Annotated in this window: 21 protein-coding genes and 2 riboswitches; of the genes, 9 read left to right on the top strand and 12 right to left on the bottom strand. The window is 67.3% G+C overall.

The genetic code is table 11. The annotated features are described in order from the left end of the window. Positions 1-18: 18 nt before the first annotated feature. Genes lgt through D106_RS0100290 form a run of 5 tightly spaced genes read left to right on the top strand, consistent with a single transcriptional unit; the run spans position 19 to position 2,640 of the window. Positions 19-834 carry a prolipoprotein diacylglyceryl transferase gene (gene lgt, locus D106_RS0100305; protein WP_018867847.1) on the top strand — a complete coding sequence of 272 codons (816 nt, stop codon included), beginning with the start codon at positions 19-21 and terminating at the stop codon, positions 832-834. 1 nt (position 835) lies between these two features. Then, positions 836-1,654, top strand: coding sequence for a thymidylate synthase (locus D106_RS0100300; protein WP_018875823.1), 819 nt, complete (start codon positions 836-838; stop codon positions 1,652-1,654). Positions 1,655-1,694: 40 nt separating this feature from the next. Beyond that, positions 1,695-1,901 (top strand): type II toxin-antitoxin system HicA family toxin, encoded by a 207-nt coding sequence (locus D106_RS14445; protein ID WP_018867849.1) that lies wholly within the window; start codon positions 1,695-1,697, stop codon positions 1,899-1,901. Further along, complete coding sequence (locus D106_RS0100295; protein ID WP_018867850.1) at positions 1,901-2,116, top strand: type II toxin-antitoxin system HicB family antitoxin; 216 nt, start codon at positions 1,901-1,903, stop codon at positions 2,114-2,116. The genes D106_RS14445 and D106_RS0100295 overlap by 1 nt, the downstream gene beginning before the upstream one ends. A 26-nt stretch (positions 2,117-2,142) precedes the next feature. Next, positions 2,143-2,640: a dihydrofolate reductase gene (locus tag D106_RS0100290; protein ID WP_018877888.1), complete on the top strand. Its 498-nt coding sequence runs from the start codon at positions 2,143-2,145 to the stop codon at positions 2,638-2,640. Positions 2,641-2,898: 258 nt separating this feature from the next. Here D106_RS0100290 and znuB read toward each other — a convergent pair whose 3' ends face one another. After that, a complete protein-coding gene (gene znuB / locus D106_RS0100285) occupies positions 2,899-3,720 on the bottom strand; it encodes a zinc ABC transporter permease subunit ZnuB (RefSeq protein ID WP_018867852.1) in 822 nt (273 codons plus the stop codon). After that, a complete protein-coding gene (locus D106_RS0100280; protein WP_018878844.1) occupies positions 3,717-4,499 on the bottom strand; it encodes an ATP-binding cassette domain-containing protein in 783 nt (260 codons plus the stop codon). Before D106_RS0100280 ends, znuB begins: the two co-directional genes overlap by 4 nt. Before the next feature lie 98 nt (positions 4,500-4,597). Here D106_RS0100280 and D106_RS0100275 point away from each other — a divergent pair, with 98 nt between their 5' ends. Beyond that, entirely contained in the window at positions 4,598-5,740 is a 1,143-nt protein-coding gene (locus D106_RS0100275) for a zinc ABC transporter substrate-binding protein ZnuA (protein WP_018878843.1), read from the top strand. Between the two features lie 151 nt (positions 5,741-5,891). Here the strand turns inward: D106_RS0100275 and D106_RS0100270 are convergent, their stop codons facing one another. The 9 genes from D106_RS0100270 to D106_RS0100230 form a co-directional block, all read right to left on the bottom strand. Beyond that, positions 5,892-6,251: a diacylglycerol kinase gene (locus D106_RS0100270; RefSeq protein ID WP_028484892.1), complete on the bottom strand. Its 360-nt coding sequence runs from the start codon at positions 6,249-6,251 to the stop codon at positions 5,892-5,894. After that, entirely contained in the window at positions 6,241-9,816 is a 3,576-nt protein-coding gene (locus D106_RS0100265) for a PAS domain S-box protein (RefSeq protein ID WP_018878842.1), read from the bottom strand. The genes D106_RS0100270 and D106_RS0100265 overlap by 11 nt, the downstream gene beginning before the upstream one ends. 32 nt (positions 9,817-9,848) lie before the next feature. Beyond that, on the bottom strand, positions 9,849-12,221 hold the full coding sequence (locus tag D106_RS0100260; protein ID WP_018878841.1) for a sensor domain-containing diguanylate cyclase: 2,373 nt from the start codon (positions 12,219-12,221) through the stop codon (positions 9,849-9,851). 251 nt (positions 12,222-12,472) lie between these two features. Further along, the gene (gene gcvPB / locus D106_RS0100255; protein ID WP_018878840.1) at positions 12,473-13,981 is read right to left on the bottom strand and encodes an aminomethyl-transferring glycine dehydrogenase subunit GcvPB; all 1,509 of its coding nucleotides are present in this window, start codon (positions 13,979-13,981) and stop codon (positions 12,473-12,475) included. 82 nt (positions 13,982-14,063) lie between these two features. Beyond that, complete coding sequence (gene tpx / locus D106_RS0100250; RefSeq protein WP_018878839.1) at positions 14,064-14,591, bottom strand: thiol peroxidase; 528 nt, start codon at positions 14,589-14,591, stop codon at positions 14,064-14,066. Between the two features lie 86 nt (positions 14,592-14,677). Continuing rightward, on the bottom strand, positions 14,678-16,030 hold the full coding sequence (gene gcvPA / locus D106_RS0100245) for an aminomethyl-transferring glycine dehydrogenase subunit GcvPA (protein ID WP_018878838.1): 1,353 nt from the start codon (positions 16,028-16,030) through the stop codon (positions 14,678-14,680). Between the two features lie 84 nt (positions 16,031-16,114). Then, a complete protein-coding gene (gcvH, locus tag D106_RS0100240) occupies positions 16,115-16,507 on the bottom strand; it encodes a glycine cleavage system protein GcvH (protein WP_018867861.1) in 393 nt (130 codons plus the stop codon). A gap of 73 nt (positions 16,508-16,580) precedes the next feature. Then, positions 16,581-17,681: a glycine cleavage system aminomethyltransferase GcvT gene (gene gcvT / locus D106_RS0100235; protein WP_018878837.1), complete on the bottom strand. Its 1,101-nt coding sequence runs from the start codon at positions 17,679-17,681 to the stop codon at positions 16,581-16,583. Between the two features lie 120 nt (positions 17,682-17,801). Then, positions 17,802-17,913, bottom strand: a riboswitch (glycine riboswitch). A gap of 1 nt (position 17,914) precedes the next feature. Then, a riboswitch (glycine riboswitch) is annotated at positions 17,915-18,016 on the bottom strand. 327 nt (positions 18,017-18,343) lie between these two features. Then, positions 18,344-19,264, bottom strand: a complete 921-nt coding sequence (locus D106_RS0100230; protein ID WP_018878836.1) for a ZIP family metal transporter — start codon at positions 19,262-19,264, stop codon at positions 18,344-18,346. 181 nt (positions 19,265-19,445) lie between these two features. Here D106_RS0100230 and D106_RS0100225 point away from each other — a divergent pair, with 181 nt between their 5' ends. From D106_RS0100225 to D106_RS15210, 3 genes are all read left to right on the top strand, one after another. Continuing rightward, on the top strand, positions 19,446-20,837 hold the full coding sequence (locus tag D106_RS0100225) for a sodium:alanine symporter family protein (RefSeq protein ID WP_018875834.1): 1,392 nt from the start codon (positions 19,446-19,448) through the stop codon (positions 20,835-20,837). Beyond that, positions 20,827-21,735, top strand: a complete 909-nt coding sequence (gene nadC, locus D106_RS0100220; protein ID WP_018878835.1) for a carboxylating nicotinate-nucleotide diphosphorylase — start codon at positions 20,827-20,829, stop codon at positions 21,733-21,735. The genes D106_RS0100225 and nadC overlap by 11 nt, the downstream gene beginning before the upstream one ends. Before the next feature lie 467 nt (positions 21,736-22,202). Next, positions 22,203-22,424, top strand: coding sequence for a hypothetical protein (locus tag D106_RS15210; protein ID WP_081620038.1), 222 nt, complete (start codon positions 22,203-22,205; stop codon positions 22,422-22,424). A gap of 329 nt (positions 22,425-22,753) precedes the next feature. Here D106_RS15210 and lipA read toward each other — a convergent pair whose 3' ends face one another. Then, entirely contained in the window at positions 22,754-23,710 is a 957-nt protein-coding gene (gene lipA / locus D106_RS0100215) for a lipoyl synthase (protein WP_018877067.1), read from the bottom strand. Between the last annotated feature and the right edge of the window lie 50 nt (positions 23,711-23,760).

The following is a 23,760-nucleotide window of genomic DNA, read 5'->3' as shown; positions in this document are numbered from 1 at the left end:
TTTCATCCGCAAGCGTCCATGCCCACACACCCGTTTATCGACCCGGTCGCGCTGTCCATCGGCCCGCTGACCCTGTACTGGTATGGCCTGATGTACCTGGTCGGCTTCATCGCCTTCTGGGCACTCGGCGTCTGGCGCACGCGCACCCGCGACTGGGACCCCCTGCACCCCTGGCAGGTCGGCGACCTGCTGTTCTGGGGCGTGGTCGGGGTCGTGGTCGGCGGACGGCTCGGCTATGCCCTGTTCTACAACCTGGACGCCACACTGGCCGACCCGGTGAGCCTGTTCCGCATCTGGGAAGGTGGCATGGCCTTCCACGGCGGACTCGCCGGGGTGCTGGTCACCTGCTGGCTGTATGCCCGCAAGATCGGCCAGCCGTTCTTCCGCCTGACCGACTTCATCGCCCCGCTGATCCCGATCGGCCTCGGCGCCGGCCGCATCGGCAACTGGATCAACGGCGAACTGTGGGGCAAGCCCACCGACCTGCCCTGGGCCATGGTCTTCCCGGCCGCGGACTACATCCCGCGCCACCCGTCGCAGTTGTACCAGGCCTTTCTCGAGGGGCTGGTGCTGTTCGTGGTGCTGTGGATCGTCTCGCGCCAGCCGCGCCGCACGGGCCTGATCTCCGGGCTGTTCCTGACGCTCTACGGCGGCTTCCGCTTTGCGATCGAGTTCGTCCGCGTGCCCGACGCCCACATCGGTTACCTTGCCTTCGACTGGCTGACCATGGGCCAGGTCCTGAGCCTGCCGGTTATCCTGTTCGGCGTGGCCCTGATCGTCTGGTCGCGGCGCAACCCGCTGCCCGCAGCCCGCCCGGCCCCGGAGGCCTCCTGAGATGCAGCAATACCTCGATCTGGTGCGGCACATCCGCGACCATGGCACGGATCGTCCGGACCGCACCGGTACCGGCACGCGCTCGGTGTTCGGCTACCAGATGCGGTTCGATCTGGCTGACGGCTTCCCGCTGGTAACCACCAAGCGCACTCACCTGCGCTCGGTGATCCACGAGTTGCTGTGGTTCATCGCCGGCGACACCAATATCCGCTACCTGCGCGACAACAAGGTCCGCATCTGGGACGAATGGGCAACCGAGGACGGCGACCTGGGCCCGATCTACGGCGCCCAGTGGCGCAACTGGGCCGGCCACGACCAGTTGGCCGAACTGGTCGACAACCTGCAGAACCGGCCGCATTCCCGGCGCCACATCATCAGCGCCTGGAACGTGGCCGATCTGCCCGACGAGTCCGTCTCGCCGCAGGCCAACGCGGCGGCCGGGCGCATGGCGCTGGCGCCCTGCCACACCCTGTTCCAGTTCTACGTGGCCGACGACCGCCTGTCCTGCCAGCTCTATCAGCGCAGCGCCGATGTCTTCCTCGGGGTGCCGTTCAACATCGCCAGTTACGCGCTGCTGACCCACATGCTCGCGCAGGTGGTCGGCCTGAAGCCGGGCGAATTCGTGCACACCTTCGGCGACGCCCATCTCTACCGCAACCACCAGGACCAGGTCGAAGAACTGCTCGGGCGCGAGCCGCTGCCGCTGCCGACCCTGCACCTGAACCCCGACGTCACCGACCTGTTCGCCTTCACCTTCGACGACATCGAGGTCCGCGACTACCAGTCCCACCCCCCGATCAAGGCCCCCATCGCCATCTGACTCCGCTACCCTCGCAAATGGATACCGGCAAGGAAGCCGAATGAAGATCAAGGAACTGATCAGATGCCTGGAACGCGATGGATGGGTTCAGGTTCGACAAAGAGGCAGCCACCGCCAATTCAAGCATCCAACGAAGCCGGGACTTGTAACCGTGGCGGGAAAACCTGATCTGGATATTCCCCCCGGAACACTGAACAATGCGCTGAAACAGGCGGGTCTCAAGGACAAAAACCCGAGGAGGCGATGATGAACTACACCGTGATCATCGAGGAAAGCGAGGATGGTTGGGGTGCATATGCGCCCGATCTACCCGGCTGTATGGCCTCGGCGGCCAGCCGCGAAGAGGTCGTAACCCTAATCCGGGAGGCCATCAAGTTCCATCTCGAAGGCCTCCGGGAGCAAGGGGAGCCCATTCCCGAGCCGCACTGCCAGAGCGAAATCATTCAGGTCGACGCCGCCTGACCCATCCGCGATCGGACTATCTCTACATGCGCCAACCCGAGATCCACCTGATGGTCGCGCTCGATCCGGATCACGTGATCGGGCGCGACAACGACCTTCCCTGGCATTTGCCGAAGGACCTGCAGCACTTCAAGCGCGTGACCAACGGCCACCCAATGATCATGGGGCGGCGCACCTTCGAGTCCATCGGACGACCGCTACCGAAGCGGCGCAATCTGGTCCTGACCCGCCAGTCGGACTGGCGCGCCGACGGCGTCGAGGTCTACTCGGATCTGGACGCGGCCCTGGCCAGCATCGAGGCGGGCCCGGCCTTCGTGATCGGCGGCGCGGGTCTGTTCGAGGAGGCCCTGCCGCGCGCCGACGTGCTGCACCTGACCCGCGTGCACGAGCGCCACGCCGGGGATACGTACTTCCCCGCGATCGACCCCGCGGACTGGGACGTCGTCTGGTCCGAACACCACGAGGCCGACGACCGCCACGCCTGCCCCTTCACCTTCGAACGCCTCGAACGCCGCTCCTGCTGACCACTCTCCGGCGCCCTTTTTGTTCACCACGAAGCACACGAAGGCACGAAGAAAAGCTAGGTCAAGGGCGTTAACAGGAAGATGAGAAGATTTGAAGGATGATATGAATCAGGGCTAACCAGCGTGCGCAGGCCCGCACCGCAGGGACAGACCCATTTCAGAATCCTTCCTGACTTCCTTTCTTCCTGTTCAAGCTTTTTGCTTTTGACCTGGCCTTTCTTCGTGCCTTCGTGTGCTTCGTGGTGAATACAAAGGGGTTCAGCGGCCGCCGAAATGGGGGATCAGGCGGCCCGGCAGCAGATGCACCAGGATGAAGCCGAGCATCGCGGCGACCACGATGGTCGGGCCGGTCGGCGTGTCGTACTGGAAGGAGCCCCACAGCCCGGCCCCCACTGCCAGCATGCCGATGATGCCGGCAAGGATCGCCATCTGCTCGGGGGTGGTGGCGAAGCGCCGTGCACTGGCGGCCGGGATGATCATCAGCGCGGTGATCAGCAACACCCCGACGACCTGCATCGCCGCCGCGATCACCAGCGCGATCAGCAGCATCAGGCCCAGCCGGACCAGCAGCACCGGCACGCCCTCCACCTGCGCCAGTTCCTCATGCACCGTGAGCGCCAACAGCGGGCGCCACAGGACGATCAGCAGTAGCAGGGCCACGCCACCGCCAATGGCGATCGACAGCAGATCCCCGGTCCCGACCGCGAGGATGTCGCCGAACAGGTAGGCCATCAGGTCCACCCGCAGCCCCTCGATAAAGGTGATCGCGACGATCCCCAGCGACAGCGCGCTGTGCGCGAGGATCCCGAGCAGCGTGTCCGCGGCCAGTTCCTGGCGGCGTTGCAGCAGCACCAGCAGGATCGCGATGGCCACGCATACCAGCGTGACCATCAGGTTCAGGTTCAACCCCAGCAACACCCCGAGGGCCACGCCGAGCAGGGCCGAATGCGACACGGTATCGCCGAAATAGGCCATGCGCCGCCAGACCACGAAGGCCCCCAGCGGCCCGGCCACAGCCGCTACCATCAGGCCCGCCAGCAGCGCGCGCACCAGGAAGTCGTCAAGCAGCCCTTCCATCATCGGGACCCGCCTCCGCCGGGGCCTGACGGCCGACCATGGGCACAGCCGGCGTGATGCTCATGCACTTCCCCGGCCACGTCGTGCACATGGTCGTGATCGTGCCGGTAGACCCCGATCCCCTGCATGTCTGTCTCCGGGAACAGGCGCTGGTATTCCGGGTGCCGCGATACTTCTTCCGGCCGCCCGGTACAGCACACATGCTGGTTCAGGCAGATCACCGCATCCGCCCCCGCCATCACCAGGTGCAGGTCGTGCGAGACCATCAGCACCCCGCAACCCGTCTCGTGGCGGATATCGTCGATCAGTTTGAACACCTCGCCCTGGCCGACGATATCCACCCCCTGAGCCGGTTCGTCCAGCACGAGCAGGTTCGGTCGATTGAGCAGCGCGCGGGCGAGCAGTACCCGCTGCATCTCTCCCCCGGAGAGCGACTGCACGGGCTTGTGCAGCAGGTGCGGCACCCCTACCCGTTCGAGCCGTTCCCGCAGCACCGACTCCGGGGCCCGCTGGCGCAATGTCAGAAAGCGCCGCACCGACAGCGGCAACACCGGCTCGATCTGCAGGCGCTGGGGCATGTAGCCGATGCGCAGGCCGCGTCGGCGCTGCACCCGACCCCGCCCCGGTTTCCACAGCCCCAGCAGGACGCGCAGCAGAGAGGTCTTGCCAGCTCCGTTGGGGCCGATCACCACCGTCACCTCGGCCGGTCGCACCTGGACGGAGACCTGATCCAGGATTACCCGACCCGCACGCTCCAGCGATACGTCACGGGCCGCCAGCAAGGGCGATGCGTCGATTTCCGCTGCAGCGGGCTGGGAAGGGCTTTTTCGGATCATGTTGGTATAGTATAACGTTGATAGCCCCGATGGAGAATCCGCCCATGCGTTCCGCCTTTCGCCGTCCGATCTTCCCCGCCCTGCTGCTGGCCCTGGCGTTGCTGCCGGGGCTGACCGTTCCCGCTCAGGCGGACGCGCCGCGCATCGTCACTTCGATTCTACCCATCCACAGTCTGGTTGCCGCACTGGCCGGCGATACCCACGAGGTCGAACTGCTCGTCCCGGCCAGCGCATCGCCCCACGGCTACGCGATGCGGCCTTCCGAGGCGCGCCGCCTGCAACAGGCCGACGTGGTCATCTGGGTCGGCCCGGAGCTGGAAGGCTTCCTCGAGCGGCCGCTGCGCGGGATCTCCGACCGCGCTACCGTGATCAGCCTGATGCACGACCTCGACCTGGACCTGCTGGAAGGCCGTAGCGGCGGCGTATGGGAAGGTCATCACGACCATGGCGACCACGGACATGACGCGCGCGGCGATCACCACGAAGCGCACGACCACGGTGATCACGAGCACGGGGACCACGGACACACCCATGACGAGCATGCCCCCGATGCACACGGGTCGGACGACCACGGGCACGGGCACGGGCACGGGCACGGGCACGGGCACGGCGAGCATGACCACGACCACGGGCACGCGCACGCGCACGCGCACGCGCACGGCGGTGTCGACAGCCATCTGTGGCTGTCGCCGGCTGTGGCGACGGCCGTCGTCGAACAACTGGCCGACCGCCTCGCGGAACACGACCCGGACCAGGCCGCCACCATCCGCGACAACCGGGATCGCCTGCTCCAGCGCATCGAAGACCTGGATGCCGGGATCGCCGAACAACTGGCGCCGGTGCGCGACCAGCGCTTCATGGTGTTCCACGACGCCTACCAGTACTTCGAGCGGCACTACGGCCTGAACGCGGCCGGCTCCATCAGCGTCGACCCGTCGCGCATGCCCGGGGCGCGCCGACTGTCCGAACTGCGCACGCGCCTGGCCGAGGGCGATGTCACCTGCCTGTTCACCGAACCCCAGTTCCGCCCGGCCCTCGCCGAGACCGTGGTCGAAGGTACGGACACCCGACTCGGCATGCTCGACCCCATCGGGGCGGAGCTGGAGCCGGGCCCGGATGCCTGGTTCGACCTGATGCAGGGCCTGGCCGACGGCTTCACCGACTGCATGGCGGCGGACGCTCGCTGATCGCCACACGCCCCGCGTCCGCCATCCCGGGCACCGCGCAGCGGTGACCCCGGAGCCTCGCGCCTCGTAGTACCTCCTGCGCCAGAGATCCCGGCTCTACACTTCGCTACGGCCGGGATGAGCCAGGCCAGCGGCGCGGATGCCCCGACGATCAGAGCAGGACCAGGCCCCAGACCAGTGCCGCCAGCAGGAAGCTGACCAGCACGGCGGCCGAAGCAATATCCTTGGCCCGCGCCGACAACGGGTGATGCCCGTCGCCGAAGCGGTCGATCGCCGCCTCCACCGCCGAGTTCAGCAGTTCCACCACCAGGATCAGCAGCACGCTGCCCGCCAGCAATGCGCGTTCGACGCCATCCTGCCCCAGCACCATCGCCAGGGGCAGGAGCACGACCGCCAGCGCCAGCTCCTGGCGAAAGGCGGCCTCGTGACGGAATGCCTCGCGCAGCCCGCGCCAGGAATACCCGAACGCGTGCCACACCCGACTCAGGCCGCGACGCCCGCTATGCGCCATCGGGTTCGTCCCCGGTCCGGACGACCGAACCTGCCGGCGGGTCCGCGATCGCCACCCGGTTGCGACCCTCGCGCTTTGCCCGGTAAAGCGCCTCGTCGACCCGGCGCAACAGGTCACTGCGCGGTTCGCCAAAGGTGAAGGCCGCCACCCCGAGGCTGATGGTCACGCGGCCCACCTCCGGGAAGGCATATTGGGCCACGCGTGCGCGGATCGATTCGGCGACCCGTGCACCCGCCTCCGCGTCGTCCCCCGGCAGCAGGACCATGAATTCCTCGCCGCCCCAGCGCCCCAGCACGTCCGAAGCGCGCAGACGCTCGCCCGCCACCCGGGTGACGTCCTGCAACACGACATCCCCGGTGGCATGGCCATAGGTATCGTTGACGGCCTTGAAATGATCAAGATCGAACATCACTAGGGAAAAGGCCTGTCCATAGCGTTCGGCACGCCGGAGTTCGCGGTCCAGCAGGCTTTCGAAGTACCGCCGGTTGGCGACACCGGTCAGACGGTCGTAAAACGCCTGACGCTCCAATTCAGCCTGATTGCGCTCCAGCTCCATCTGCGTGGTCTTGAGTTCGGTGATATCGACGGCGGTGCCCGCGACTCGGGTAACGTGACCCTCCGGATCCGTCACCGGATAGCGGTGGACGCGCACCCAGCGTTGCTCCCCATCCGGCCGCCGGATCCGGAAAGTCTCGTCGGTCCGGGCATTCCACAGTGGCTGCGCCAGAAAAACGGATTCCACCCGTGCCCGGTCCTCCGGGTGCACCGCCTCCAGCATCGCCGCCGGATCGCGCAACAGATGTTCACGACTGTAGCCCCAGACCCGCTCGTAGGCCGGGTTCACGTACAGGATGGAGTCCGCGTCCTGGAGCCAGAAGACCTCGTTGACCGAGCCGGCCAGCTGGCGGAATCGCTGCTCACTCTCGCGCAGGGCCTCTTCGACCGCCTTGCGCTGCGAGATGTCGCGCAGGATGGTGGAGATCTGTCGCACATCCCCGTGGCCATCGCGGCGTACGACAACCACCTGCGACACTGGCACCTCCCGACCCTGGGCGTCGAGTATCGCGGTCTCCCCTTCCCAGACCCCGTCCCGCATCGCGACGGGTGCGGCCTCCTGGAGGATCTGGTCGGCCGCCCAGGGCGGGTGGAACCGCCGAATCGCGGTCTCCAGAGAGCCCGTTTCGGCCGGCAGATCGCGGCTGTTCCAGCCGCCTTCGGGATCCCAGGGCTCCCCGGAGGACAGGGGCAGGCCGAACAGACGCCGCCCGGCACCATTCAGGAACAGCATGTTGCCGGCCGGGCCGTGCATCGCGACCACGTCCGGAGTGGACTCCAGGATGCCGACCAGCCGGCGCAGGTTCTCCTCCAACGCGTGGCGTTCCGTCACGTCCTGCACGGTCCCCATCATGCGACAGGGTTTGCCCCCTGCATCGTGTTGCGTCGATCCGCGTGCATGGACTACGCGCTCGCGCCCGTGGGGGCGCACGATCCGGAAATGGATGTCGTACTCACCACTCTCCAGCGAGGCCTCGACCGTCGCGGCCACGCGATCGCGGTCGTCCGGGTGCACGGCCTGCAGGAATCCCGCGTAGTTCGCCTCCTGATCTTCCTTGCGCAGACTGAAGAGACGGTAGACCTCGTCCGACCAGTGTGTGCGATCGGCCGCGATGTCCCAGACCCAGCTCCCCATGTGCGCGATGCGCTGTGCCGCGGCAAGCTCCTCGCCCCGCGCGCGCAGGGCGTCCTCCATAGCTACCTGCTCGGAGATGTCGATCATCACCCCGTGCCAGACGATGCTGCCATCCGGGCGCGGTGCCTCCGGGGTCGCGCGACCCTCGACCCAGAGCGTCCCGCGCAGTGGATGACGTACGCGATAACGGACCTGCCAGGGGCCCATGGTGCGCGCCGACTCCTCGATGCTCGCCTGGATACGCGGAAGGTCGTCTGGATCGACCCGGGCAAAGGCGGCATCCGCGTCCTCCTGGATGAGATCGGGAGAAACCCCGTACACCCGCTGCGCACCCTCGCTGACAAACGGGAATTCATGACGACCGTCCGGATACAGCCGGTACTGGTAGATCGCACCCGGCAGATGACCGGTCGCCTTCAGCAGGTGGGCCTCGCGCTCGCGCCGGGCCGTCTGGTCCTGGAACGAGACCACGGCGCCGTCCACCCGACCGGACACGTCGAATGTGGGTGCGGCAAACACACTGACCGGGAACAGGCTCCCGTCGGTGCGCACGAAGTGATCATCCCAGGCCTCCAGTGGCCTGCCCGTCTCGAGGACGCGGTAGATGGGACAGGCCTCCGGCGGGTAGGGCGTCCCATCTGTCAGCACGTGATGGTTGGTCGAATGCGATTCCTGCCCCAGGGCATCCAGCTCCCGTTCGAAACCCAGCAGACGGCAGGCCGCCGGATTCAGGAAGGTGTAACGGCCATAGCGATCCAGCCCGAATACGCCTTCGGCAAGGCTTGCCAGCAGGCGCGTCTGGAACGCCTCGGCCGCGCGCAGCTCGGTGATGTCCTCGATCACCCCGTCGAACACACACTGACCGTCCGCATCCTCGGTCCGGTAGGCGGTAATCCGGGCGCGGAAGGGGCGCCCCCGCAGCGTCTTCAGATCCACCTCGCGTCCGACCACCCGCCCGGACGCCGCCAGATCGCGACTGAGCGCCGTCCGCTCGGCAGGGTCCCGGTAGAGCTCGCGGACCGGCGTCGATCGCAGCTCGGCCTCGGTCGCGGCCTCGAACAGCTCCACCATCGCCGGGTTGAGCCGCACGAAGCGGCCCTCCGGCCCCGGTGTATTGCGGTACACGCCCACCGGCAGCCGGCCGAAGGCCACACCGTAGAACTCCAGCTCGCGTTCGTAGCGGCGGGTCTCCGAGACATCGTGGATGATCGAGTAGAGGTAGCGCCGGCCGTTCAGCACCACCGGACCCGAATACACCTCGACGTCGCGCACATCACCGCCCCGGACGCGGTGCCGGAAGCGGAAGAACCGGCGCTCCTCGCGCGCCGCCCGGTCCATCTCGGCGCGCACCTCGGCCGCCGACAGCGTATTGATCTCGTGGATGTGCATCCCCTTGAGCCGCGCGACCGAATAGCCATAAAAGGCCTCCGCGGCGGGGTTGGCATCCACGATGGCACCGTCCTCGGGATCGATCAGCAGCTTCGGCGCGGTATTGGCGGTAAAGGTCTGCTCGTAGACCCGGGCCGCCGAGTCACCCGGCTCCCGGCGCTGCACCGTGGCCAGCCGCCCGTCCGGATCGGGCGCCAGCACAACCGTGCAGGCCATCGGCGCTACGCCTCGATCACCCGGGGCCGCAAGCTCCAGGTCCAGGGTGACTTCGCCCACTCCGGCGCGGGCCAGCGCATCGCACAGGGCCTGGCGCGCGTCCTCGGGGACACACTCGACCAGCGACTGTCCCTCGAGATCCTCCGGGGCACAGCCCAGCCAGTCCGCCAGGCGCGCGTTGGCGGCCCGCACGCGACCGTTCGCCTCCAGGTACAGCAACCCCACGGCCGCGCGATCGAACAGACCGTCACGCCCGGATTCTGCCGGCATACCCCCCGCTCCGGCTCGGCGTCCATGGTCGTTCAATCGCGTCGCACCACCTGATTCCGCCCGGAGTGCTTGGCCCGGTACATCGCGTCGTCCGCGCGCTTGATCCAGTCCTTGATCGCCTCGCCCGGGCGGCATTCGGCCACCCCCAGACTGATGGTCACCGATCCCACATGGGGCAACTCCAGCGCGGCCACCTGGCGCCGCAGGTCCTCCGCCAGGCTACAGGCCGCCTCGGCCTTCGTGCTCGGGAGCAGGACCATGAACTCCTCCCCGCCCCAGCGACCCAGCACATCGGCCTGGCGCAGCCGATCGCTCGTGGTGGCGACCACGCGCCGGAGCACCTCGTCCCCGACATCATGGCCATGGGTGTCGTTGATCCGCTTGAAATGGTCCAGGTCCAGCATCACCAGCGAGCAGGGGTCCGCATAGCGATCGGCGCGCCGGGCCTCCTGTTCCAGCAGGGCCTCGAAGTGGCCGCGATTGGCCGCATCGATCAGCGGATCGTAGAAGGCCTGGTGTTCCAGCGCCGCCTCCAGCTCCTTCTGCCGCGAGATATCGTGAAACATGGCGACGTAATACTCGATCGCCCCGGTGGCATCCCGGATCGCGGTGACGATCTCGTGCAGCGGGAAGACGCGGCCGTCCTTGCGCCGGTTCCATACCTCGCCCGACCAGTGCCCCTGCTCGCGCACGGCTCGGAACATCTCCTCGTAGAAGCTGCGGTCCTGGCGGCCGGAGTTCATGATCCGGGGGTTCCGGCCCAGCGCATCGGCCTCGGTGAAGCCGGTCAGCTCGGTGAAGGTGGCGTTGACACGCTGGATCGTCCCCTCGACGTCGGTGATGAAGATCGCCTGACTGCTGTCGAAGGTCGCCGCCAGCAGGCGCTGCTCGCGCTCCAGCTGGTGACGCTCGGTGATGTCCTGCACCGTCCCGATCATGCGCAAGGCCCGGCCGTCCTCGGCGAATTCGACGTAGCCGCGCTCGTGCACCACGCGTTCCTCGCCGCCGGGGCGCAACACGCGATGGATGGTATCGAGCGTTCCCTCCCCGGCCATCGCCGCATCCACCTCGGCCTGGATGCGGTCACGATCGTCGGGATGGACGGACTGCATGAAGGCCTCGTGCGTCCCGCCCCACTGGCCCCGCCGCAGGCCGAAGATCCGGAAGACCTCGTCGGACCAGCGAATCTCGTTGCGCACGAAGTCCGACACCCAGTTGCCGATATGGGTAATGCGCTGGGCCTCGGCCAGCTCGCGCTCACGCTGATGGAGTGCCTCCTCGGCACGCACCTGCTCGGTGATATCCAGGATCACGCCATTCCAGAGCACACTACCGTCGTCCAAGGCCTCGGGGCTGGAGTGCCCTTCCAGCCAGATTTCGCCGCGGTCGGGATGGTGCACTCGGTAGCGCTGGCGCCAGGGGGTCAGACAGCGCATGGACGCCTCGATGCTCACCGTCACGCGGTCCAAGTCCTCCGGATGGACCACCTCAAAGACGCAACGGGCGTCCCGCATCACTGCCTCGGGCGTGACCCCGTAGACATCCACGATCCCCTCGCTGGCATACGGGAACGTCGCATGCCCGTCCGGGGACTGACGGTACTGATAGATCACCCCCGGCAGGTTCTGCGCGATCTTCTCGAGGTGACGCTCGGTTTCCACCCGGGCGCCCACGTCCTGGAAGGCGCCGATCAGCTCGACCACCGCCCCCTGATCGTCCCGGGTCGCGGTGACCTGGTCCTCCAGCCACTGCCAGTGTCCGCCGGGCATGCGCTGGCGATAGTTCAGGCGACAGAATCCGCGGGCGCCTTCCGCCAACCAGCGTTTGATCTGGCTTGCGCAGCGCCGATAGTCCTCGGGGGCGAGATGGGTGAGGAGCCAGTCCGGCTCGCGCGTGATCTGCTCCGGGCTCCAGCCGGTCACCGTCTGCACGTTGCGGCTGAGCCAGGTCATGGTGCCCAGATCCGACGGATCCATGGTGTAGATCACCGCCGGGCTGGCCCGCAGGAGGGTCTCGGTGCGCTGCTCGGCCGCCTTGCGCGTGCCGATATCGTTGACCACCACGAGCAGCGCCTCGGGGCTGTCCTCGGTGGCCGGGATGCGGCTGGTCGTCAACTCCACCCACTGGGCCTGGTCGGTGGCATCCAGCAGCCGAGCCTCGACCTTGCCGTTGCCGCACCCGCCATTCAGCAGGGCATGGCGATGAGCCTCCACCCGCTCGCGGTCGTCCGGGCAGACGTGCGCTTCCAGCGTGGCACCGGCCAGATCCGCCGGATCAAAAGCCAGCAGGGCCCCAAGGCGGGGATTGGCGCGCAGGATGCGCCCCTCGGTATCCATCTCGGCCAGCCCCACCGGCGCATGTTCGAACAGCGCCGCATAGCCGTGGATGCCACAAATCTCGCTCATTGGATTGCATTCCTTGCCCGTCTTGGTCTCTCTTGGCGGAGACTTGATCGACACACGCTCGCGGTGCCGGCTGCCCTCGGGCCTGACAGTGCTTGAGTAGACTGAATCCAGAAACTACCAGATGCCGAGTCTGGTTTCTGCTTGCCCCTACAAAATCGCGATTACTGCCGTACAAAACGAGAACACCCCCGACAAGCGGGGGCGTCTCGGTCGGAGCGCACGGGCGCCCCGGGGCAGTGACCGGGCTCGGTCTAGCCGTGGGTACCGGTGCGGGGCGCGCGGTCGTCTCCCTCGTCGGCGGCCTGGAACACCACATCCAGTGCCTTGGCTGCGGCCACCTCGTTGAAGCGCCTATTGGGCAGCGTGTGCGGGGCGCCCTTGATCGTCTCCATATCGTTTTCCGACTCGGCCAGGATGCAGGCCATCGCCTCGACAAAACCGTCCAGACTCTCCTTGGATTCCGTCTCGGTGGGCTCCACCAGCAGACACTCCGGCACCAGCAGCGGGAAGTAGGTGGTCGGAGCGTGGTACCCATGGTCCAGCAGGCGCTTGGCGACATCGCCCGCGGTCAGGCCATTCGCCTTCGCCTGCTTCTTCAGCGTGACGATGAACTCGTGGGTCGCACGCCGTTCGGGATAGGCCAGATCGAACCCGACCCGTTCCAGCTCGCGCGCCAGGTAGTTGGCGTTCAGCGTGGCGAATTCGGACACGCGCTGCATGCCCTCGCGCCCCAGCATGCGCATGTAGACGTAGGCGCGCAGCAGCACTCCGGCATTGCCGGCAAACGCGGCCAGGCGGCCGATCGTCTGGGGGTAGTCGGCCTCGGTGGCGAAGCGATATCCCTCGGCGCCATCCTCGATCACGTGCGGCACCGGCAGGTGCGGAATCAGGCGCTCGCCCACACCCACCGCACCGGAACCCGGGCCACCGCCGCCATGCGGCGTGGAGAAGGTCTTGTGCAGGTTCATGTGGATCACGTCGAAGCCCATGTCGCCCGGACGCACCTTGCCCAGGATCGCGTTCAGGTTGGCGCCGTCGTAGTACAGCAGGCCGCCGGCGTCGTGCACGATCTTCGCGATCTCCGAGATACGGCGCTCGAACACGCCCACGGTGGACGGGTTGGTCAGCATGATCCCGGCGGTCTGCGGGCCCACGGCCTCCTTCAACGCCTCGATATTCACGTCGCCGCTGACATCGGTGGGGATCTCGCGCACCTCGTAGCCGCACATGATCGCGGTCGCCGGGTTGGTACCGTGCGCGGCATCCGGGACGATGATCTCGCGACGCTCGGTATCGCCGCGGGCGTCGTGGTAGGCACGGATCATGGCCACGCCGGTGAATTCGCCCTGGGCACCGGCCATCGGCGCCAGCGACACCGCCTTCATGCCGGTGACTTCCTTCAGCATCTCCTGCAGCTCGAACATGGTGTGCAGGAAGCCCTGGCTGTGGCTGGCCGGGGCATGCGGATGCCGGTTCAGGAATCCGGGCAGCATGGCCAGGCTGTTACAGGCACGCGGGTTGTACTTCATCGTGCACGAGCCCAGCGGGTAGAACTGGGTGTCGATGGAGAAATTCTTCTGCGACAACCGCGTGTAATGCCGCACCACGTCCAGTTCCGAGGCGGCCGGCAGACCCGGCGCGGACTTGCGCTGCAGATTCGCGGGGATGCGGGTCGCGGCATGCTCGCGCGGCGCCTGGGCCACGGCCGAGCGACCGGCGCGGGAACGTTCGAAGATCAGATGGGCGTCTGTGGTGCTCATAGCGGTTTCTCGCTTGCATATTCGGGTGACGGCGACCGGGCACGGGCCCGGCCGCCGGCGGCGCAGTGGTTCTCGGCGCCGGTTACTGGGTCGGGCTCAGGTTGGCCCGGTCATCCAGGGCCGCGAACGCGGCGTCGTAGTCCGGCTCGTCGCCGATCTCGGAGACCAGCTCGGCGTGCATCACCAGATTGTCGGTATCCAGCAAGACCACGCCGCGGGCGGTGATCCCGGCCAGCGGGCCGTCCTGGATCAGCACGCCGTAGTCCTTGGCGAAATTGCGATCGCGCATCATCGACAGGACGGTCACGCGCTCGAGGTTCTCGGCGGCGCAGAAGCGGCTCATCGCGAACGGCAGGTCGGCGGAGACGATCAGGATCTCGAGATCCGGACGGCTGGCCACCATCTCGTTGAACTTCTTGGTGGAATCGGCGCAGACCGGCGTGTCCAGGCTGGGCACGATGGAGATCAGCTTGCGCTTGTCGCCGAAGTCCGCCAGCGAGACATCCTGCAGATCCTTGTTGGTCAGCTTGAAGTCCGGGGCCGGCGAGCCCACATGCGGCAGGTCGCCGTTGGTGTTGATCGGGTTACCTTGCAGCTTGATTTCGGCCATGGTTGCCTCCCGGCGTTGTGTGTATGGCGCGTGGTGTCGTTGACCCTGGGGAAAACTGATCAGTGTTTCCCCTGGTGCGGACCGCCTCAGGCGGCCTGCTCCCACGTGGTCACGTACTGCTCGAGGTCGGATTCGGTCTTGGTCTCGGTGGCGCAGGCCAGCACGCAGCCATCCAGCTGCGCGTAGTCGCGGCCCAGCTCGAAGCCCGCGAGCACGCCAGCGTCGGCCATGGTCTGCACGCGGCTGGCGGCATTGCCGCCGAAGTCCAGCGCGACTTCGTGGAAGTATTCGCCGGTAAAGCGCGGCTTGATGCCCTTGGCCGCCAGCTTTTCCACCAGTGCGTGGGTATTGGCATAGCAGGCCTCGGCCACGCGGGTCAGACCCTCGTCACCCAGCATGGACATGTGGATGGTCGCGGCCGTCACCACCAGGCCCTGGTTGGTGCAGATGTTCGAGGTCGCCTTGGAGCGGCGGATATGCTGCTCGCGCGCCTGCAGGGTCAGCACGAAGCCGGGCTTGCCGTCGGCATCCTCGGCGCGGCCGACGATCCGCCCCGGCATCTGCCGGATGTGCTTCTTCAGGGTGGTCATGAAGCCGAAGTACGGCCCGCCGGAGGACAGCGGCGCCCCCAGCGGCTGGCCCTCGCCGACCACGATATCGACGCCGTTGGTGCCCCACTCGCCCGGCGGCTTCAAAAGCGCCAGCGAGACCGGATTCACCACGGCGATCACCGGGACGCCGCGCTCCTCGGCCCAGCCGGTCAGGGCGTCCACATCCTCGAGGATGCCGAAGAAATTCGGCTGGCTGATCACCATGGCGGTGACGTCCTCGTCGGCATACGGCGCCAGGGCGTCCACCGGGGTCTGGCCGGTGGTCTCGTCGAACGGCAGCTCGACCAGCTCGATGCCCTGGTTGCCGATCAGCGTCCTGACCACCTTGCGGTAGTCCGGGTGCAGCGCGCCCGGCAGCAGCACGCGCTTGGCCTTGGAGCGGCGGTTCACGCGAACCGCCATCAGCACGGCCTCGGCCAGGGCAGAGGCGCCGTCATACAGCGAGGCGTTGGAGACCTCCATCCCGGTCAGGCGGCTGATCATGGTCTGGTATTCGTAGATCAGCTGCAGCGTGCCCTGGCTGGCCTCGGCCTGGTAGGGCGTGTAGGCGCTGTAGAACTCGCCGCGGGTGGCGATCTGCCACACGGCGGCCGGGATGTGGTGCTCGTAGGCACCGGCCCCGATGAAATTCGATGGCATGCCGTCCTTCGCGGCCCGCTCCTGCATCAGGCGGGTAATCCCCATCTCGTTCTCGCCCTCGGGGATCCCCGTGAGCGGCGGCGAGCGCAGATCGGCGGGGATCTCGTCGAAAAGATCCTCGACGGATTCGGCACCGATGCTATCGAGCATGGCGCGGATGTCTTCTTCGGTATGCGGGATAAACGGCATGTCAGGTCTCGCTTCCGCCAATGATGGCGAAGTTCGGTTGGGTCCCGGCCGGACATGACCGGGACCAGTGATGCACAGCCAGGCTCAGGACTCGGCCTCGACGTGCGCGGCATAGGCATCCGCGTCCATCAGGGCGTCCAGCTCACCGGCATCGGAGGGCTTCACCTTGAACAGCCAGCCGTCCTCGAAGGGCGACTCGTTGACCTTCTCGGGGCTGTCTGCCAGGTCCTCGTTGACCTCGGTCACCTCGCCGGAGATCGGCGCATAGATATCCGAGGCGGCCTTGACCGATTCCACGGTGGCACAGGCCGAACCCGCCTCGATGCTGCTGCCCGCTTCCGGGGCCTCGACGAACACCAGATCACCCAGCAGTTCCTGCGCGTGATCGGTGATGCCCACGGTCACGCTGCCATCGGCCTCGCTGCGCACCCACTCGTGGCTCTTGGTGTACTTCAGGTCCTTCGGTGCTTCGCTCATGACGTCTTCCTTTTTCGTTTGGATCCCGCCTGCGCAGTGTAGTCCGGCACACGCGGCATGAGGCAATAATTCGTTAGCGATTCAGTTCGATCTGCGGCTCGCCATTGCGGACGAACACCGGCTTCACCACGCGCACCGGCAGCTTGCGGCCGCGGATGTCCGCGTGCAGCTCCTCGGCCTCGACCCCGGCCGGGATCCGCGCGAAGGCGACCGACACCCCGAGGCTGGGCGAGAAGCTGCCGGAGGTGACCACGCCGTCGCCGGCCTCGGTCTCGATGCGGGTGCCGCCACGCAGCACCCCGCGCCCGTCCAGCACCAGCCCGACCATGCGTTCCGGCACGCCCGCGGCCTTTGACTGCTCGATCGGCGCACGGCCGATGAAATCGCGCTCGGCATCCTTCAGCGCGATGGTCCAGCCGAGGTTAGCGGTCAGCGGATTGGTCTGGTCGTCCATGTCCGTGCCGTAGAGATTCATGCCGGCCTCCAGGCGCAGGGTGTCGCGCGCGCCGAGACCGATGGGATGCACGCCGGCGGCCTTCAGCTTCTCCCAGAAACCGTCGGCGGCCTCGGCCGGCAGCATCACCTCGAAACCGTCCTCGCCGGTGTAGCCGGTGCGGGCGACAAACCACGTGTCATTCCAGACCGCGGAGAACGGCTTGAGATCCCCGGCACTACGCAGGTCATCCGGCAGCAGCGGCAGGGTCTTCTCCACCGCCTGCGGCCCCTGGATCGCGATCAGCGCGAACTCCGGGCGCGGCTCGACGTTCACGTCGAAATCCTTCGCGACCTTCTGCATGTGGGCGATATCGCCCTCGGCGGTAGCGGCATTGACCACCGCGCGGTAACTGGCGCCCCCGGTCCAGTAGATGATCAGGTCATCGATCACCCCGCCGGCCTCGTTCAGCATGCAGCTGTACAGCGCGCGGCCCTCGGTCTTCAGCTTGGCCACGTCGTTCGCCAGCAGGTAGCGCAGGAAGGCCTGCGCCTGCGGGCCACGGATATCCACGACCTGCATGTGCGAGACATCGAACATCCCGGCGGATTCGCGCACTCGCTTGTGCTCCTCCATCTGGGAGCCGTAGTGCAGCGGCATCTCCCAGCCGGCGAAATCGACCAGCTTGGCCCCCGCGCGCTGATGCGCGGCATGGAGCGGAGTTGTCTTCAACGTCGTCATCTGATTCTCGCCTTGCGTCCGTTTCGTGGTCGATTCGCCGGCAGCCGCCGGTGGAACCGCGAGGCCCGGTCGCCGTGCGCCGGGCATAAAAAAAGGGGCGGCCAGCAGGGATGATCTGCCAGCCGCCCCTCTGTCCTGAAACCTGAGAGTTTGCGTCGCGTCAATCCGTTTCCGGACTGCGTGACCGCCCCCTTCGGTGGGCCGTTTCCGGCCGCTCTCCAGAGTGTGTCTCCTGCACCGTTCCGGTCCTGTAGCCTGAGCGATTCCGGGCGGATGTTGCGCCTTCGGCGTCTGCCAATCGACTCGCGATCGCAGATCTCTTCCAGAACGGTGTGCGGGCATTGTCGGGCACCCGCAGACGAAACTAATTGTAGACCAAAATATCTCCGGCGCGAAAGCCCGGACGCCCGGCGGCGACTTTCCGGCCCGGAGCAACCGCTCGACCCGCGCCCCCTTCGCGCAACCGGGGCACCGTCATTGCGAGGAGCGCAGCGACGAAGCAACCTCCTTACGAAACCACCGGATGCTGACGCGCGGCCAGCTTTCGAAGGTGACTCGCTGCGCCCGCCCTTCGGGCCGCCCTGCGGCCGTTCAGCGCGCAGCGCGTTTTTGTGCCGCGTCGTCTGGGGTTCCTCGGAATGACGGTGCATGTGCGTGGCGCCCTACAGCGCCAGGTCGATCGCCAGCAGGACGACGAAACCGACCAGCACGCCGACCGTCGCCTGCGCCTCGTGCCCCTTGCGGTGCGACTCGGGGATGATCTCGTGACTGATGACGAACAGCATCGCCCCGGCCGCGAAGGCGAGCCCCCAGGGCAACAGGAACTCCATCAGCGTGATGGCGCCGGCCCCGATCAGACCACCGACCGGCTGCACCAGCCCGGTCAGCAGGGTCACCCCGAATGCGGCCCACTTGCTGTAGCCCAGCGACAGCAAGGCGATTGCCACCACCAGCCCCTCCGGCATGTTCTGCAGACCGATCGCGATGGCCAGCGCGATCCCGTCACGGACGTCATCGCCCCCGAAACCTACGCCGACGGCCAATCCCTCGGGCAGGTTGTGCAGGGCGATGGCAAAGATAAACAACCAGACACGGCGGATCTTGGCGGGGTCTGCCCCGCTTTGCGGGCCGATGTGGAAGTGTTCGTGCGGCACGCACTTGTGCAAGGCGAGCAGCGCGCCGCCCCCGAGCGCCATACCCACCGCCAGCACGACAATCGCCATACCCACGCCGCCATACTGCAGCTCGGCCTGTTCCACCGACGGCAGAACCAGCTCGAAGGCCGTGGCAGAGAGCATCACTCCGGCGCCGAAGCCCATCATCGCGTCCTCCACCGACTGGCTGATCCGGCGCAGGAAGAAGATCGGAAGCGCGCCCACGGCTGTCATCAGCCCGGCCACGAAGCTCGCCAGCAGGCCGATCTGCAGCGTACTCAGGCCGACGAGCCGCTCTTCCAGCGAAGGCCAGACCAGACTGACCAGCCAGATGAAGGCCGCCAGCGCGATCAGCGACCCGATCAGGAAGACCCGGGGGACGGGTTTGCCGTGATCGTATTCGACAACGGGCTCGTTTGATTCGCTCATGCTCGATCCTTGAACGTCCTGACGGCGTGGTGTTTCTACCATGGATTCCCGGGCCGCCTGCGGGTTTCACAGGCACAGGCTATGGCCGCGGTGCGCTCAACCTATCGTAAACGACGGCCGTGCGCGGTAGAGTTTTCGGCCAGCACTGCGGCCGTCCCACCCGGATTACAAGGACCCACCGATGCTCGACACCATCGACCAGTTCCTCGGCGACACCGCCGGCCTTCTCTGGGGCAACCCGATTACCCTGATCCTCCTGCTGGGCACGGGGCTCTATCTCACCATCCGCCTGGGTCTGGTCCAGGTCGTGGCCTTCCGCGAGGGCTGGCGTGCCCTGCGCGGGTCGGACGGTCGGGCCGGCGGCACCGGACAGATCTCGCCGTTCCAGGCGCTCTCCACCGCGCTGTCCGGCACCATCGGGACCGGGAACATCGCCGGCGTAGCCACGGCCATCGCTCTGGGCGGCCCGGGGGCGTTGTTCTGGATGTGGGTCACCGCCTTCTTCGGCATGGCCACCAAGTTCGCGGAGACCACCCTGGCGGTGCGCTACCGCGAGATCGCCCCGGACGGCAGCATCGCCGGCGGGCCGATGTTCACGCTCCTCAACGGCCTGAAGATGAAGAAGCTGGCGATCCTGTTCGCCGCCTTCACCCTGATCGCCTCGTTCGGCATCGGCAACATGGTGCAGGCCAACTCCGTGGTCGACGGCCTGACCTTCATCGTGCCGGACCTGCGCGCGGACGACGACATCATGGGCTGGATGGCCCTGATCATCGGCCTGACCATGGCCGTGCTCGTGGCGCTGGTCATCATCGGCGGCGTCAAGCGCATCGCCATGATCGCCTCGACCATCGTCCCGTTCATGGCCGTGATCTACATGCTGGGTGCCTTCGTGGTGATCGTCGCCAACATCGATGCCGTCCCGGCCGCGGTCGCCACCATCCTGAACCTTGCGCTCAATCCGTGGGCCGCCGGCGGCGGCGCGATCGGCCTCGCCATCCAGTACGGCGTCGCGCGCGGCATGTTCTCCAACGAGGCGGGCCTGGGCTCCTCGGCCATGGCGCATGCCGCGGCCAAGAACGGCGATCCGCCGCGCGAGGGCTCGGTGGCCATGCTCGAGCCGTTTATCGATACCATCGTGGTCTGCACCCTGACCGGTCTGGCCATCGTGGTTACCGGGGCCTACATTGACCGCGCCGACGACGTCGTGGGTGCCTCCCTGACCGCCACCGCCTTCAGCTCCACCCTGGGCCCGTTCGGCGCCATGGTGGTGGGTATCAGTCTGATGCTGTTTGCCTTCTCCACCATGATCGCCTGGTCCTACTACGGCGACCGCTCGGCCTACTTCCTGTTCGGCGAGCGCGCGGTCATGCCCTACCGCATCGTGTTCGTCATCCTGATCGTGATCGGGGCCACCATCCCGCTGGGCGTGGTCTGGAACTTCTCCGATATCGCCAACATCGCCATGGCCGCACCTAACCTGATCGCGCTCATCCTCCTGGCCGGCCTGGTGAAGAAGCTGCGCGACGACTACGTGGCCCACCGCCCGATCCCGGATCGTCATGACGGATAAGGCCCCGGTCGCAGGCGGCCCCAGCGACCCTTTCGCCCAGGGCCCGGCGCGGCCCGATGCCGCCATGCTCGTGCGCGAGGTCGAGGCCGCCCTCGCGGAAGACCTGGGCCCCAACGGTCTGGACGGCGACCTGACCGCCGCCCTGGTCCCGGCCGAACGCGTCGCGCGCGCCACGCTGCTGCTCAAGGAGCCCGCGATCGTCTGCGGACAGGCGTGGTTCGAGCGCGTATTCACCAGCCTCGCGCCGGAGACCCGCATCGACTGGCAGGTACCCGAGGGCGCCCGGGTAACCGTGGACGGCCAACCCCGGGTGATCGCGACGCTCGAGGGGCCGGCCCGGGCCGTCCTGGCCGCCGAACGCGCGGCCCTGAACCTGCTGCAGACCCTCTCCGGAACCGCCAGCGAGACCGCGCGCTGGGTCGCGCGCCTGGAAGGCACCGAGAGCCGCGTCCTGGACACCCGCAAGACCCTTCCGGGGCTGCGGCATGGGCAGAAGTACGCGGTGCGCTGCGGCGGCGGCTACAACCATCGGCTGGCGTTGTGGGATGCGGTGCTGATCAAGGAAAACCACATCGCCGCCTGCGGCTCCATCGCCGCCGCGGTCGAGCGCGCCCGCACCCTGGGTGCCGGACGCTGGGTCGAGGTGGAGACCGAGAGCCTCGACGAGGTGGACCAGGCCCTGGCCGCCGGAGCCGACGTGATCATGCTCGACGAGCTGTCGCTGGACGACCTGGCCACTGCGGTGCGGCGCATTCGTGGCCGCGCGATCTCCGAGGCCTCCGGCGGGGTCACGCCCGACAGCCTGGCGGCCATCGCGGCGACCGGCGTGGACTACATCTCCGTGGGCGCGCTGACCAAGCACCTCCACGCGATCGACTACTCCCTGCGCCTCGATTAACCGCTCGACCCGCAACCGGCCTTCGTTCGGGAAGGCTTCGGTCGGCCGCCTGCCTTGTTGAGGCTGGTCCTGGCTCGGCCTCTGGGGTTTACAGCGCCTTCGGTCCGCATACTGCCGATTGTTGGCTGGGCCTGGTTCGGCATCCTGTGTTTACGGTGCCTCCGGTCCGCCGCCTGCCAGGCGCTGACTCGCCAGCGCGCCGCGAGGTACTTCTTTGCTCGTGCAAAGAAGTACCCAAGAAACACGCCCGACTGCCGCGACCCCGGCCCGCTGTGCGGGCCGGGGTTTCCCTCGCTCCGAGGCTTTTCGCGGGCGGCGCTGAACTCGCTGCGCCTGCGGCTCCGCTCAGACATCCAGCGCCCCCGTTTCTATTTTGAATCGTCCCGCGAAAACCCTCTCCGCTCGGCGCGACGACAACGGGGGGATCAAGGTCAAGACAACGGCCATCCCGACGGTCTTGCCAGTGGATGAAGGCTAGGTCTTCGAGCATCTTGGGCACGCTCGGCCTTCGGCCGTTGCGTGCCGCGCCCGCGGTGCGGGCGCCGGGGACTTTCGGATGGCGTTGCCTATCGTTAGGCGTAAAGGTGGGGATACGTTCGGTTTTGACCTTCCCCTCCCGTATGGAGCCCCTCGGGGAGGGCGTGATGGGCCGGCCCGTTTTCCATAAATTCGGGGCGCTGGATGTCTGAGCGGAGCCGAAGGCGCAGCGAGTTCAGCGCCGCCGGCCCAGCGCGTCCGGAGCGAGGTTCCCGGGCGGAATCCGGGTGCCCTTCTTTGGGCACTTTCTTGGGCAAGCAAGAAAGCCAGTTGTTGATCAAAAACGGGCGGGGCGCGCTGGCGAGTCAGCGCTCGGCAGTACGTGGACCGGAACCACCGTAAACACCGGATGACGAACCAGGCCCAGCCACATCATGGCAGGCGGCCGGACGAAGCCATCGCAATCACCGGGGCTCGAAGCGCCAGCGCCAGCCTCGGGGCACGGGATGATGGCCCAGAGGCTGGAAACGGCAGGGCGGGGTCAGGCGGTTTCGAGGCCCTGGGCCTGGAGGTCGGCGTGGTAGGACGAGCGGACCATCGGGCCGCTGGCCACCTGCTTGAAGCCCATCTCGCGGGCACGTTCGCCCAGCTCGTCGAACTCCTCCGGCGACAGGAAGCGCGTCACCGGCAGATGGTGGCGCGACGGCTGCAGGTACTGGCCCAGGGTCAGCATGTCGCAGCCATGCTCGCGCAGGTCCTGCAGGACCTCCAGCAACTCCTCGCGGGTCTCGCCCAGCCCCAGCATGAGGCCGGACTTGGTCGGCACGCCGGGGTGCTGCTCGCGGAACTGCCGGAGCAGGTCCAGCGACCAGGCATAGTCGGCGCCGGGGCGCGCCTCGCGGTACAGGCGCGGAACGGTCTCCAGGTTGTGGTTGAAGACATCCGGCGGGGCCTGGTGCATGATCTCCAGCGCGCGGTCCATGCGCCCGCGGAAATCGGGCACCAGGATCTCGATCCGGGTGTTCGGGTTCAGGCTGCGCACCTCGCGGATGCAGTCCACGAAGTGCCCGGCCCCGCCGTCGCGCAGGTCGTCGCGGTCCACCGAGGTAATCACCACGTAGTTGAGGCCCAGCGCCTGGATGGTCTCGGCCAGATGGCGCGGCTCGTCGGCATCCAGTGCCTCCGGGCGGCCGTGGGCCACATCGCAGAACGGGCAGCGACGGGTGCAGATGTCGCCCATGATCATGAAGGTGGCAGTGCCGTGGGCGAAGCATTCGCCCAGGTTGGGGCAACTGGCCTCTTCGCAGACGGTGTGCAGCTTCTGTTCGCGCAGGATGCCCTTGATGCGCTGCACCTCGGGGCGGGCCTGACTCTGGGCGCGAATCCACTTGGGCTTGCGCTGCGGGCGCTCGGTGGGATTGATCTTGACCGGGATGCGCGCGACTTTGTCGGCGGCGCGCTGTTTCTCTCCGGGCTGGGGGCGGGTGCGTGTGTCCATGGACCTTCCCTGAATCTCTCGGGCGGCCGCTGTGTGGGCGGCCGACGTGG

It is taken from the genome of Thioalkalivibrio sp. ALE9 (assembly GCF_000377445.1).
GTDB lineage: Bacteria > Pseudomonadota > Gammaproteobacteria > Ectothiorhodospirales > Ectothiorhodospiraceae > Thioalkalivibrio.
This window is presented reverse-complemented; position numbering and strand designations above follow the sequence as displayed.

Coding starts and splice junctions, on each gene's coding strand:
- gcvH (WP_018867861.1), bottom strand. CDS start 16,507: ATGAGCGAAGCACCGAAGGACCTGAAGTACACCAAGAGCCACGAGTGG.
- gcvPB (WP_018878840.1), bottom strand. CDS start 13,981: ATGAGCACCACAGACGCCCATCTGATCTTCGAACGTTCCCGCGCCGGT.
- D106_RS0100290 (WP_018877888.1), top strand. CDS start 2,143: ATGCGCCAACCCGAGATCCACCTGATGGTCGCGCTCGATCCGGATCAC.
- D106_RS0100230 (WP_018878836.1), bottom strand. CDS start 19,264: ATGAGCGAATCAAACGAGCCCGTTGTCGAATACGATCACGGCAAACCC.
- D106_RS0100270 (WP_028484892.1), bottom strand. CDS start 6,251: ATGGCGCATAGCGGGCGTCGCGGCCTGAGTCGGGTGTGGCACGCGTTC.
- gcvPA (WP_018878838.1), bottom strand. CDS start 16,030: ATGCCGTTTATCCCGCATACCGAAGAAGACATCCGCGCCATGCTCGAT.
- nadC (WP_018878835.1), top strand. CDS start 20,827: ATGACGGATAAGGCCCCGGTCGCAGGCGGCCCCAGCGACCCTTTCGCC.
- D106_RS0100260 (WP_018878841.1), bottom strand. CDS start 12,221: ATGAGCGAGATTTGTGGCATCCACGGCTATGCGGCGCTGTTCGAACAT.
- D106_RS0100225 (WP_018875834.1), top strand. CDS start 19,446: ATGCTCGACACCATCGACCAGTTCCTCGGCGACACCGCCGGCCTTCTC.
- D106_RS0100295 (WP_018867850.1), top strand. CDS start 1,901: ATGAACTACACCGTGATCATCGAGGAAAGCGAGGATGGTTGGGGTGCA.
- tpx (WP_018878839.1), bottom strand. CDS start 14,591: ATGGCCGAAATCAAGCTGCAAGGTAACCCGATCAACACCAACGGCGAC.
- znuB (WP_018867852.1), bottom strand. CDS start 3,720: ATGATGGAAGGGCTGCTTGACGACTTCCTGGTGCGCGCGCTGCTGGCG.
- D106_RS0100265 (WP_018878842.1), bottom strand. CDS start 9,816: ATGCCGGCAGAATCCGGGCGTGACGGTCTGTTCGATCGCGCGGCCGTG.
- D106_RS15210 (WP_081620038.1), top strand. CDS start 22,203: ATGAAGGCTAGGTCTTCGAGCATCTTGGGCACGCTCGGCCTTCGGCCG.
- D106_RS0100275 (WP_018878843.1), top strand. CDS start 4,598: ATGCGTTCCGCCTTTCGCCGTCCGATCTTCCCCGCCCTGCTGCTGGCC.
- D106_RS14445 (WP_018867849.1), top strand. CDS start 1,695: ATGAAGATCAAGGAACTGATCAGATGCCTGGAACGCGATGGATGGGTT.
- lgt (WP_018867847.1), top strand. CDS start 19: ATGCCCACACACCCGTTTATCGACCCGGTCGCGCTGTCCATCGGCCCG.
- lipA (WP_018877067.1), bottom strand. CDS start 23,710: ATGGACACACGCACCCGCCCCCAGCCCGGAGAGAAACAGCGCGCCGCC.
- D106_RS0100300 (WP_018875823.1), top strand. CDS start 836: ATGCAGCAATACCTCGATCTGGTGCGGCACATCCGCGACCATGGCACG.
- gcvT (WP_018878837.1), bottom strand. CDS start 17,681: ATGACGACGTTGAAGACAACTCCGCTCCATGCCGCGCATCAGCGCGCG.